Source organism: Colwellia polaris, assembly GCF_002104515.1.
Lineage (GTDB): Bacteria > Pseudomonadota > Gammaproteobacteria > Enterobacterales > Alteromonadaceae > Cognaticolwellia > Cognaticolwellia polaris.
Genome location: NZ_NBOE01000007.1, coordinates 54,483 through 66,972, shown reverse-complemented (window position 1 = coordinate 66,972; position 12,490 = coordinate 54,483). Strand labels below are relative to the sequence as shown.

The 12,490-nt window shown below is 38.2% G+C and carries 9 protein-coding genes and 5 tRNA genes; 7 read left to right on the top strand and 7 right to left on the bottom strand.

Going from position 1 to position 12,490, the window contains the following annotated elements; all coding sequences use genetic code 11:
• Positions 1-89: 89 nt before the first annotated feature.
• From B6A32_RS12280 to metG, 5 genes are all read right to left on the bottom strand, one after another.
• The gene (locus B6A32_RS12280) at positions 90-1,001 is read right to left on the bottom strand and encodes a DMT family transporter (RefSeq protein WP_233131411.1); all 912 of its coding nucleotides are present in this window, start codon (positions 999-1,001) and stop codon (positions 90-92) included.
• 97 nt (positions 1,002-1,098) lie between these two features.
• A complete protein-coding gene (tsaA, locus tag B6A32_RS12275) occupies positions 1,099-1,860 on the bottom strand; it encodes a tRNA (N6-threonylcarbamoyladenosine(37)-N6)-methyltransferase TrmO (RefSeq protein WP_085304443.1) in 762 nt (253 codons plus the stop codon).
• Positions 1,860-2,282, bottom strand: a complete 423-nt coding sequence (gene rcsF, locus B6A32_RS12270; protein WP_085304440.1) for an Rcs stress response system protein RcsF — start codon at positions 2,280-2,282, stop codon at positions 1,860-1,862. Before rcsF ends, tsaA begins: the two co-directional genes overlap by 1 nt.
• A gap of 62 nt (positions 2,283-2,344) precedes the next feature.
• Positions 2,345-4,468, bottom strand: coding sequence for a cation:dicarboxylate symporter family transporter (locus tag B6A32_RS12265; RefSeq protein WP_085304438.1), 2,124 nt, complete (start codon positions 4,466-4,468; stop codon positions 2,345-2,347).
• 243 nt (positions 4,469-4,711) lie between these two features.
• Positions 4,712-6,835: a methionine--tRNA ligase gene (gene metG, locus B6A32_RS12260; protein WP_085304436.1), complete on the bottom strand. Its 2,124-nt coding sequence runs from the start codon at positions 6,833-6,835 to the stop codon at positions 4,712-4,714.
• 120 nt (positions 6,836-6,955) lie between these two features.
• Here metG and apbC point away from each other — a divergent pair, with 120 nt between their 5' ends.
• A complete protein-coding gene (gene apbC, locus B6A32_RS12255; protein ID WP_085304434.1) occupies positions 6,956-8,059 on the top strand; it encodes an iron-sulfur cluster carrier protein ApbC in 1,104 nt (367 codons plus the stop codon).
• Between the two features lie 183 nt (positions 8,060-8,242).
• Positions 8,243-8,836, top strand: a complete 594-nt coding sequence (gene dcd, locus B6A32_RS12250) for a dCTP deaminase (protein ID WP_085304432.1) — start codon at positions 8,243-8,245, stop codon at positions 8,834-8,836.
• Positions 8,837-8,983: 147 nt separating this feature from the next.
• Here dcd and B6A32_RS12245 read toward each other — a convergent pair whose 3' ends face one another.
• Entirely contained in the window at positions 8,984-9,913 is a 930-nt protein-coding gene (locus tag B6A32_RS12245; RefSeq protein ID WP_085304430.1) for a gluconeogenesis factor YvcK family protein, read from the bottom strand.
• 442 nt (positions 9,914-10,355) lie between these two features.
• Between B6A32_RS12245 and B6A32_RS12240 the strand changes: the two genes are divergently transcribed.
• The 5 genes from B6A32_RS12240 to B6A32_RS12220 all read left to right on the top strand — a co-directional run bounded on the left by B6A32_RS12240 (position 10,356) and on the right by B6A32_RS12220 (position 11,245).
• A tRNA-Ala gene (locus B6A32_RS12240) sits at positions 10,356-10,431 on the top strand.
• Between the two features lie 136 nt (positions 10,432-10,567).
• A tRNA-Glu gene (locus B6A32_RS12235) sits at positions 10,568-10,643 on the top strand.
• 145 nt (positions 10,644-10,788) lie between these two features.
• Positions 10,789-10,864, top strand: a tRNA-Glu gene (locus B6A32_RS12230).
• A gap of 137 nt (positions 10,865-11,001) precedes the next feature.
• Positions 11,002-11,077 (top strand) — tRNA-Glu (locus B6A32_RS12225).
• Between the two features lie 92 nt (positions 11,078-11,169).
• Positions 11,170-11,245, top strand: a tRNA-Glu gene (locus B6A32_RS12220).
• Between the two features lie 309 nt (positions 11,246-11,554).
• Here B6A32_RS12220 and B6A32_RS12215 read toward each other — a convergent pair.
• Positions 11,555-12,466 carry a LysR family transcriptional regulator gene (locus tag B6A32_RS12215; RefSeq protein ID WP_085304428.1) on the bottom strand — a complete coding sequence of 304 codons (912 nt, stop codon included), beginning with the start codon at positions 12,464-12,466 and terminating at the stop codon, positions 11,555-11,557.
• Positions 12,467-12,490 lie beyond the last annotated feature (24 nt).

Here is a 12,490-nt window from a genome sequence, read left to right as displayed (position 1 = left end):
ATAAGATCATATTAGCGTACAAATAAACGGTATTAAAAAACGTTTATTTGTACGCTTTATTTGTAGTTTGCATTGCTAATATCTATTCGTTACTTTTTTCTTTGTAGTATTCCAGTCGTTAACGCCACGCCAAGCAAGGTTACACTACCACCAATAAGCATCATCAAACTGATAGTTTCAGCTAAGAATAAAGCCCCCCAAAGAATACCAAATGCAGGAATTAAATAAGTTACTGATATTGCCTTTGCAGGGCCGAGTTGGGCAATAAGTCGAAAAAATAATATGTAAGCAAAGCCTGTACATATTATGCCAATTAACAGAGCAGAGCCGATAGCATTACTGCTAGGTATGGTTTCAGGGAGAAAAAATAAACTTAACGGTACTAGCATAATAGTGGCTGAAATTTGGCTGCCTGAAGCTAAAGCCAATGGTTTTATAGCGCTTAAATATTTTTTAGTATAATTGGCAGAAATGCCATAACAAAGCGCAGCAAGCATAGCGGCTAATGTGGGGAACAACGCGTTGCTTTGCATTGCTGGCGCTGAAACTGTTACGCCAAAATGTAAATTGTCGGATACTAATAAATAGACCCCAATAAAGCCAATAAATAAGCCGAAAGTTGCGCTAAGACTTAACTTATCTTTCAACCAAATATAAGCAACAATAGCACCGAACATTGGTGTGGTAGCATTTAAAACTGAAGCTGTTCCAGCGGTTAGGGTTAAGGTTGCGTAACTAAACAAAGCAAATGGCAGTGCAGTATTGAGCGCACCAACAACAAATATTTTACCCCAGTAGCCTCTCAAGGCTTTAGTTTGTTTGAATAAAACTAAACACACAATCAAAAAAATAGCCGCGATACCCGTTCGAAGAGCTGCAAATACTATTGGACCAAATTCAGGGACTCCTACTCGCATAAACATAAAAGATGCGCCCCAAATAGCGGCGAGTAACAACAGCTCAAGATAGGCTTGGTAATTTTGGCTATTCGGTGTGTTCAATGAAAATCCTTAGATATTGTAGTTAGCTTTAGTATAAATAGATAACCAATGAATCATGGCGATAATCGGACATTACATAGTAATTTAGTGGCTAAACTTAAACGTGTTTAGCGTCTTCTATTGTGATCACTTGTAATGTTGTAAGATCAGTCATCTGCCATTTAATATTAAAGTTATACAGGCTCATACCATAAACTTTATCGTCAGATTTATGGTGTTTATAAGCAGGGCGGGGATCTTGTATTAACACTTGCTCAATCAGGCTTTGTAGAGTTGGATAGTGCGTTATATTGTCAGCTAAGGTTTTAAGTGATAACGGTGAAAATTCGACAGTGATATTATTGCTTGGTTGGTTTTGCGCATAGCCACCATGAGCGTTTTCAACAATATCTGCGTAGGGCAAGTAAGGTTTAATATCGATAATAGGTGTACCGTCAAGCAAGTCTAATTCGCTGATATGTAATATCACCTGAGACGTTTTATCTTCTGTGCTATTTCTATTATCTGAGTTAACCGTACAATGCTCAATTCTATCTAGCTTTACCACCGACATACCAATAGGGTTGGGCCTGAAAGTTGAACGGGTTGCCAGCACACCCAGCTTTTTGTTACCGCCTAAACGTGGCGGCCGCACAAGGGGTTTCCAACCTTGCGACTGCGTGCCATGAAAAACAAATAACAACCAAATATGGCTAAATTGCTCTAATCCTCGCACTAACTCTTCGTTATTCGCTAAGCCAGTTAAATGCAGTTGTCCTTGCGCGGCAGTAACAATACCTGGCTGCCTAGGAATGGCAAATTTTTCCTTGTAGGGCGAGTCAATTGTGCCAATAACGTTGAAATTAACGCTGCTTGTCATTATTTTACTTGTTCAATTTGGTAAGCTCGACCATAGCAAACCGTTGAAGACAAACAATATTTAGCGGCTTTATCTTCTTCGATCATGACACACTGACTAAAAATAATGGCATTGGCACCCAGTTTGTATGCTTTGCCTCTAGCTTCCGTGCGAGCATCAATTTCGTTTGGAGCAGCATGATGAGCTTTTTCTTGGCAAGACTCACCGTCAACTAAACCAATAAATTTATGTTTACCAACAAACTCATTCTCATCGGTATAAATTTTTACTTTGGCTGGCGAAAAGTAATTTTTAAAGTTTTCGCGGTCTAAATTCGTTGAAATATCGTTTATTTTTGCACAGCCAGTAATGAATGCAGCGACAAATAGAATTATTGCAATACTGGCTTTATTTGAGAAAAGTGCCTTTGTGGTTTTTTTCATTTTTGTTTTTCAACTCTTGGTTAATTTTTCATTTTACTGAGTAAATACAGCTTTATTGGCTTTTAAGGGGTAATACTTTTGTCGCCTCTGATCCAATAATCGAACAGTTTATCAATGGTTTTACTCTGTTGTTTCATGGTGATCCAATTGCGCATAAATAACTCAAAACTATGGTCATTTTTATTGATAGGAAATGCCATAAACAGTGGCGATAATTCCGGTTTAGGGACTACCACGGTGTAACTTGGATTTAGCATTGTCCATGCAGATGATGCTGCAGCACCAAAAAGCATAGCGTCTATATGTGAATACTCGGGTTTAAAAAACAATCTAGGCGTTGATATTTCCCAAGCTTTGCCATGAGTAAAGGTTCTAGCAATGGCTTTTTCATAATAAAAGCTTTCTGGAATACCTAAAATAAGATCATCACGCTGTAATATATTGTCCCATTTTGTGAACTCTGCACGACGTTTATCTTTAACTATAATCGCTAAACTCTGCGAGCTATAAGGCATAGTTAATGTGTATTTTGTCATGTTGTCAGGAATAACCGGTACGCCGGTAGTAATATCCAAATAACCTGAAGTGAGCAATGTTTTTGCTTGATTATGAAAGATTTTAACAAACTCAATATCAACATTAAGATCTAAAGCTAGTTGGTGCATTATTTCAATATCGAAGCCAACAAGTTTGCCTTTATCGTTGTGAAAAGAGTAAGGTAAATCATCGCGAAAGTATCCTACACGCAAGTAACCTCGCTCTTTAATACGGTTTAATACACTTACATTCGGTTGCATGTTTTGGTTAATGGTTTGTGCTTTATCTAAAAGTGTAGTGTTTACGCTTTCCATTAAAAAATCACGCTCTATGAATTTAGTGTAGCCTTCATATTGGTAGCTTATAGAGCTGAAAGCATGCTTTAAACTGATGAAAGATATAACAGACAAAGCAGGAATAATCAGTAAGTATTTAAGCAGTGCTTTTTTCTTTAGCGTAAATGACTTTGCCATGCTGGTTGCCACCAAAATAGGTAAGCAACAGGCAAAAGTAACAGATAGTAAGGCAGATAAACGGCCAACAACTAGGTTTTCAGCCACAAGGAAAAAGTCGAACATGCTATGCGAAACATTGAATATCTCTAACAGGTTTTGCATTGCTAAGGTGCTAGTACCAAATAACTGCGGAATGCCCATTACAACAAGCTTTACATAATCTTCAAAACTGATGTAAGCACCTGAAAACCAAGCGGCAAACAAAACAAAAAGCAGTGAAAGTAATTTACCACCTACCGGTAAACTGTAACTTATAGGCACGATAACATCTGAGACTTTGTCAACGTTGTCAGTGTCAGGGTACTGTGAGGAAATTAGTTGTTTGGTTTTTTCGACAATAATGGGAATAACAACAAAAAAACTACCGGTTGCAAAAGCCGTAATCATCGCCTCTCTTGAAGCTTTTAAAATGGCTCTATAACCAAATGGCGTTACAGTGGCTAATAGCGCAGGAAATACAACAAAAGCCAATAAAGCCGTTAAAACAAGCGCACTGGCAACATAAATCATTAAGCCATCAAGTTGAGATGCATCTAGCGTTGCTGCTGCTCGCCAACCAATACAAAACACACCAATAGGCGCTAAACGCATCACTAAATGACTGATATTGCTTACTGATTGTCTTAAGTTACTCAGTACTGCTAACGTTTGACGCTTATTTTTAATCGGCATTAAACCAACACCAATAAAAACACTAAAAAATACCACCGCTGGGATCAGCGCATTTGCAAAAGCGTTAAAGGGGTTTGACGGTATAAACAATTCTATAATGTTAAACTCTTGGCTGACTTTAACCGTATTAGCACTATAAAACTCGGCTGTTTGCCAGTTGGGAAATGATAAAGGTGCCATTAAAATAAAGCATAACATCAGGGCGATGAGTAATATCACGAGTATCAAAGTGACTTTAAGCGCTGACTTAGCTTTGCTAGCAGACAAGCCGCCAATACCAACCATCAGAGACAGTGCGATATAAGGAAGGGCGGTCATTTGTAATAACATGACAAAAGCATTAGCAAGGTGATTAACTGTTGAGTACAACGGAACGCTGAAGCTACCTATAATTAGCCCCAAAAACATGGCGACAATTATGCGAGTAGAAGTTGGAACATTGCTGAGCTTAAATAATGTCATAGAGAATAATCGTATTATATTTATGCTTTATTATTGAAAATATTATAATAAAGCGAGTTAATAAAAGTTACGAGATGTAATATCAAGTTGATTAACTAACTGCTGATTTGTCACTGGTAAAATAGTAGCTCAGTTAATTTAATTAATAGGGTGTAACATTAAAAAAGGCAAACCTCGATTGATAATTTAGGTTTGCCTTTTTATTTTATATAGCCACGTTAAATCGCTATTTTTCGTAGGTACCTATTTAACACGCATTCCGGCCTGTGCGCCATCATCAGGATTTAGTATCCATAAGTCTTTACCGCCTGGTCCTGCAGCTAAAACCATACCTTCTGACATACCAAAGCGCATTTTTCTAGGTGCTAAGTTCGCCACCATCACAGTATGTTTACCAATTAAGTCTTCAGGTTGATACGCAGATTTAATACCGGCAAACACTTGGCGTGTTTCACCATTTTCTTTGTCATCTAACGCTAAGGTTAAGCGTAGTAATTTATCTGCTTTTTCAACATGTTCAGCGTTAATGATTTTCGCAATACGTAAATCTATTTTAGCAAAGTCTTCAAACTGTATTTCATCAGAAATAGGATCTGCTGCTAAAGGGTCTGCAAGCGCTGCTGAGTTATCAACCACCTTTTGAGCTTTAGCTTTTTTAGCAGGTTTTTTCTCTGCATCTGCGGCTTGTGTAGGGCTCATGTTATCTTTTGAGGCGTCAGTCATCGCATTAACTTTGTCCATATCAACACGCTGTAATAAGGCTTTAAACTTGTTGATTTTATGATCTGTTAATAAGGTTTTATGACCTTCCCAAATAAGTTCGTCATTTAAAAACTGAGCCGTGCTATCAGCTAAAACTGGTAGTACAGGTTTTAAATAGATCATTAATGTGCGGAACATATTAATGCCCAACGAGCAGATATCTTGCACTTCTTGCTGTTTTGTTTCGTCTTTGACTAACTGCCAAGGTTCTTTAATGGCGATATATTCATTCACTTTGTCAGCAAGTGCCATAATTTCACGCATACCGCGAGAAAAATCACGCGCTTCGTAGTGAGCAGCAATACTATCTCCGGCTGCCATTACTTCGTCAGCTAACGCTTGGTTGTCAATGTTAGTTGAAAGCATGCCGTCAAAACGTTTAGTAATAAAACTCGCACAGCGCGAAGCGATATTAACCACTTTACCAACAAGGTCTGAATTTACACGTTGCGCAAAATCTTCAAGATTTAAATCTAAATCATCAATACGGCTAGTCAATTTTGCCGCATAGTAATAACGTAAATATTCAGGGTTTAAGTGCTCTAAATAAGTACGGCCTTTAATAAAGGTGCCTTTAGATTTAGACATTTTAGCGCCGTTAACGGTAACAAAACCATGCGCATAAACTGATGTTGGTTTTCTATAGCCTGCACCTTCAAGCATGGCAGGCCAAAATAAACTATGGAAATAGATAATATCTTTACCAATAAAGTGATAAAGCTCAGCTTCAGAGTCTAATTGCCAAAAAGCGTCAAAGTCGATACCTTTTTCGTCACATAAATTTTTAAAACTACCCATGTAACCAATTGGCGCATCTAACCAAACATAGAAGTATTTACCAGGAGCATTCGGAATTTCAAAACCAAAATAAGGCGAATCACGGCTGATATCCCATTGTTTTAAACCTTGCTCAAACCATTCTGCTAGTTTGTTGGCCATCTCTTCTTGTAAAGAGCCACTGCGTGTCCATTCTTGTAACATATCGCCAAAAGCGGGTAAGTCGAAGAAGTAATGTTCTGAATCACGCAAAACTGGCGTAGCACCTGAAACGACTGAACGCGGGTTTAATACTTCAGTAGGCGAGTAGGTTTCGCCACAGTTATCACAGCTATCACCGTTTTGGTCTTCACTTTTACATTTAGGGCACGTGCCTTTAACAAAGCGATCAGGTAAGAACATGCCTTTTTCTGGATCATATAACTGTGAAATAGTACGAGTTTTGATATGACCATTAGCATGTAATCGGTTATAAATTTCTTCAGCAAAGGCTTTGTTTTCATCACTGTGCGTAGAATGATAATTGTCGTAGCTAATATGGAAGCCAGCAAAGTCTGCCATGTGCTCTTCACGAACAGCGGCTATCATCTCTTCAGGTGTAACGCCTAATTCTTGTGATTTCAACATAATTGGTGTGCCGTGAGCATCGTCAGCACATACAAAATAAGTTTCATGACCGCGCATACGTTGAAAACGCACCCAAATATCAGTTTGAATATGTTCTAATAAATGACCTAAATGAATAGAACCATTGGCATAGGGAAGGGCACAAGTGACTAAAATTTTACGCTTATCTGCTGCTTGCACAGATGACTTTGATAAAGACATATAAAGTTTACATATTATTGGTGGTAATTATGCAGGGAATGGTACAGAATTTGTCGTTACTTTTCATTAAGAATTATCGTCTTTATATCAATAAAGGCGAGATAAAAGCGCGTTTTAATCATGTTATCAAATTTCTTTTCCAAAAATGAAGTCAGTGTCGATAGTCAAAAAGCCATTAATGATTTTTTAGCGGCATATCGCTCAGATATATTTCCACATGGCATACAGGCAATTGCCCAATCTTTAACGATGCGCTTGGCTAAAAAAAACATCATAGTTAAAATGGCATTGCCGTTCCCGTGTGACGGGCAGCTTCATGATATTGCTGAGCAACTCTCAGCATTAGTTCAGCAAACTGTTAGCTTTGACGTTGAATATAATATCAACGCTGTGCGAGAGCATAATATTAAAGGTATAAAAAACATTATTGCCGTGTCGTCAGGTAAGGGCGGTGTTGGTAAGTCAACCACAGCGGTAAATTTAGCTTATGCTTTAATTGCTGAAGGGGCCAATGTTGGTGTTTTAGATGCTGATATTTATGGCCCGTCAATTCCGACCATGTTGGGATTAAAGGGCTCAAAACCCAGCTCTGTAGATGGTAAGTTAATCACGCCACTTGAGGCTCATGGTTTAAGTGCAATGTCGATTGGTTTTCTTGTTGATGATGCCGACGCTACGGTTTGGCGAGGGCCAATGGCAAGCCGAGCTTTTTCACAACTACTGAACGAAACCGACTGGCCAGAATTAGATTACTTAATTGTAGATATGCCGCCTGGTACGGGCGACATTCAGTTAACCTTAGCTCAACAAGTGCCTGTAGCCGGTGCGGTGGTGATCACAACACCTCAAGACATTGCCTTAGCTGATGCTATTAAAGGTATGGCAATGTTCGAACAAGTTAAATTGCCCGTGCTCGGTATTATTGAAAATATGAGTTATCACCAATGTGAAAATTGTGGTCACCAATCACACTTATTTGGTGAAGGTGGTGGCACACGAATAGCGAAAGAAGCAAATAGTCTATTATTAGGACAATTACCGCTAGATATTCGTATTCGAGAAGATGCTGACACGGGTCGTTTTGCAATTAATGAAAATAGCACTGGAGAAGTTGCGCTGCTGTATCGTACTATAGCGCGTAATGTTGCAGCACAACTATATTATCAACTCGATATGGGTAGCCCAGCAACCGCTGAAGTCGAAGTAAGTGATAGTGAAAAATAGTTCAGTGCATAGCTGAATTAATCAGAGAAATATAACGAAACAAAGCACAATAAGAAGTAAAACTAAATACAAGAATGACGTAAAATTAACAGCAGAATTAAGCATGATTTTACGTTAATACAATACAACATAATTCAAGCAATGAATTAGAATTTATAACAACGAAACCTAAGAAGAGTCATCATGAGATTAAGTGACATAGATATAGAAGAATGCCTTAGCAAAGGGCAAATAGCAATTTCACCGCCACCTGACAGAAGTATGATATCAGGTGTTAGCGTAGATATTCGCTTAGGTAATGAGTTTCGTGTTTTTCAAGACCATACTGCGCCTTATATCGACTTAAGCGGTCCTAAGCCAGAAATGCAAAAAGCCATGAACTCTGTTATGAGTGATGAAATTTATATTCCGGACGGTGATGCTTTTTTCCTTCATCCAGGTGAATTAGCTTTAGCCGTTACGCTAGAGTCAGTAACCTTACCTGACAATATAGTTGGTTGGTTAGATGGTCGCTCTTCTTTAGCTCGTTTAGGTTTAATGGTGCATGTTACCGCGCATAGAATTGATCCCGGTTGGTCAGGACAAATAGTCTTAGAATTCTATAACAGTGGTAAATTGCCTTTAGCTTTACGTCCAAAAATGAAAATTGCCGCATTGAATTTTGAAACTATGTCGTCAAGCGCGGCTCGTCCTTATAACAAGCGCCAAGATGCAAAATATAAAGACCAAATGGGTGCAGTTGCTAGCCGTATAAGCCAAGACGAAAGTCACAAGTAGCATTATCAAATTGAATCATTAGATACTAATTTCTTACCTATGAAGAACTAGGTTACTTAATTTATTCAATGACTAAAAAAAATTATGCGAACAAAAGCCAACGAATATATCGTTGGCTTTTTGGTTTTAAATAATGAATATATTAACTTAGTTGGCGCGCAAGGCAGCTGCTTGCGCTATTTTGATATGGTTACTTGCCTTTGAAATACAAATATTTAAAGCCGCAATTAATTTATCGCGACTATGGTAATGACCAACACTATCACTGTTTAATTCATGATGACAAACATCGATACGAGTCGAGGTTACACGAGTGTCGTGACATATAGCGCTATCAATTGGCAAACAACCAACGTTTTCTTCTATCCAAGTTAGCTTTTCATCTAACGTAAGAGCCGCAGCCGGACTATCTTCAGCTACTATATTATCAATAAATACTCGGTGAGCATTTGTTTGATCTAAAGCATTGCTAATATCTCGCACTAGTAGAGGAGGGATCACGCTGGTTAAAAAGCTTCCTGGGCCTAGTATAACTAGGTCAGCGTTTAAAATGGCTTCTACACAGCTTGGTAATGTTTTAACTAAAGGAGCCAACATTAAATTCTTGGGCATCATCGACATTTTATCAACAGATATTTCGCCGACACGGCAAAGTCCTTCAGGGTAAAAAGCCATAAGGTCGGTGGGGGTTTCAGACATAGGTAATACCGGCGTTTTAACTCTTAATAACCGACGAACAAGTTTTATCGAATCAAGCGGACGAGAATGTATTTCTCCTAATCCATATAAAATCAAATTACCAAGATTATGACCACCAAGCTCATCTTCACCGTCGAATCTAAAGTCAAACAGTTGGCTACCCACAGACTTTTCGTCAACAAGTTGAGTAAGACAGTTTCGTAAGTCACCCCATGCGATAGAGCTACTGCGTTTTCTTAAACGGCCGGTAGAACCACCATTATCTGTTGTGGTAACAATACCAGTAAGTTGGTTGCCTAAAAAGGAGAGGGTAGATAGTACACGTCCTAAGCCGTGTCCACCACCAATGGCAACAACGTTGAGCTCTTTTAGCTGCATATAATTTTTTATCTTTTCAATTGAAAACCAACTTTACCTTTTTATGATTAATAAATAAAGCAACTCGCTATAGGGTATAGTGCTGTTAGAAGGATTAATCAACAAATCACTATATACTCAGGTATTGTTATTCATTTTAGTTCAGTTGGAATTTATATGGATGTTGCTCATTGTTGTTGGCAAATGTATGCGTTATTAATAACGCATACATTTTGACGATTAAATTAACTCGAATAAGTAAAATTTAGGTAAAATTTAAACAACTTGTATTATAAGTAATCAGTTAACTTAAATCTTTAAAAAAAATGACCTAATATCTAAAATAAGGGTTGACAGTATCATGGTCGCTGCTTAGAATGCGCCTCGCTTTCAACGAGTAACTGAGTTACTTTTTGGATGTTGGAGTAAAGTAAGTATTAGGCCACTTATTTTATTTCTATGTGGGGCTATAGCTCAGCTGGGAGAGCGCTTCGCTGGCAGCGAAGAGGTCTGCGGTTCGATCCCGCATAGCTCCACCAATATTATTCACTCGTGTTGATAGCACAAGTGAAAGATAGTTAAAAAGATAACGGCGATTGGATGAACTAGGTTGAAAGACTAGGTTAATCGGATAGCCAGAAACAAAGCTTTATTGCTATGTTTTATCGTTTTAGTGTCCCTATCGTCTAGAGGCCTAGGACACCGCCCTTTCACGGCGGTAACAGGGGTTCGAATCCCCTTAGGGATGCCACTTCTTCGGAAGCTTCTTCGGAAGTAAAATGAAAATGAGTTCGTGTTTTAAGACACAAACAAGAAATATATAATGTAAATCATAAGTTCACTAGGCTAGAGCTTTATACGGTTTTATTATGGTAAGTATTTTGAGTTTATAATGTGTCCCTATCGTCTAGAGGCCTAGGACACCGCCCTTTCACGGCGGTAACAGGGGTTCGAATCCCCTTAGGGATGCCACTCGTTTTTTTAGTTTGATAAGTTTATTGGTAAGTGTTTTTTGACACATACTATAGAATATACAGTGTTATTATAAGTTCACTAGGCTAGAGCTTTTTACGGTAACAAGGTGTTAAGTTTTCTATTGGTATTAATGTGTCCCTATCGTCTAGAGGCCTAGGACACCGCCCTTTCACGGCGGTAACAGGGGTTCGAATCCCCTTAGGGATGCCACCATTAACTTAGATTGATAAGTGTTTTTATACATTTAGCAATCAGATACAAAACATGAAGTAGCTAATTAGCTATGTTCATATTGTTTTAGTGTCCCTATCGTCTAGAGGCCTAGGACACCGCCCTTTCACGGCGGTAACAGGGGTTCGAATCCCCTTAGGGATGCCACTTATTATTTTACTTTTAGTAATTTAAGCAGTGCTTAAAAGTGAAATAAAAAAACCGACTTTTGTCGGTTTTTTTATGCCTGTCATTTAGCTAGTAGTCAAAAGCTAAATATACCCAATGTAATAATACCAATTGAAATAATGAATCGGTCAATTTTAAACGAGGATAAATTTTCAGTAGCAGGGCGCTTGATTGAGAGCAACGCCGTTATTGACGATTTAAACCGCCTTTAAATGTTCGATTATTTATTTCAATTGGTATTAGTCAACTTGTTGTAATATATAGCATATCTAATATTTTCATTTAACATTAGGGTAATTTATTGCTTATTTGACGCGTAAAATATTCTTTTAAAAAGTTAAGTAGTAATCTAAGCTTTTTAGCGTTTGCTGTACCTGGTGGAAACACACCATAAACGTTTATATCACTAAATAAATAATCATCAAGTACGGTTTCTAGGGTACCTGCCTTTATTTTTGGCCGTGCATCATATTTAGGGATGCGCGCTAAGCCATGACCATCCTCAACAAAAGCGGTACGAGCTGCTGCGTTATTTGTACTGATACTTCCTTTGGTGGCAATACTGAATGATCGGCTACCTTTTTTCAGCGTTAATACGCCCGAGGTTAATTTGTATATTACCCATTGATGTTCAGCTAAATCTGCCGGTTTTGTTGGCCGTCCATATTGAAGAAAGTAATCAGGGGCGCCGCATAAACATGTCTCCAAAGTAGCAAGTTTAATTGCTTGTAAACCAGAGTCGGGTAAAGGAGCGCCGCGAATAGCTAAATCTATCCCTTCTTTCATAATGTTTACTACTTCATCAGTTAACATAACATCAAGCCCAATCTTAGGATAAATTCTCTTAAATTCATTCAGTGCAGGTACAACCATCTGCAAACCAATATTCACTGGGCAGGTTATCTTAAGTAATCCTATGGGTTCGTTTTTGAAATTTTCAATTTGTTGTTTAGCTACACTCGCTTGTTCAGCAATAATGCGACAACGTTCATAATAGGCTTGGCCAGCTTCGGTAAGGTTAATAGAACGGGTTGATCTATTAAGGAGTTTTACTTCAAGCTGTTCTTCAAGTTTTTTCAGGTGATAACTCACTACAGCTCGTGATAATCCTAAATGTTTCGCCGCCGCACTTAAGCTTCCTTGTTCAATGACTTGAGCAAAAACAACCATACTCTTAAGTTGTTCAAATGAAATATCCATAACCAACGCCCAATCAATCAAAAA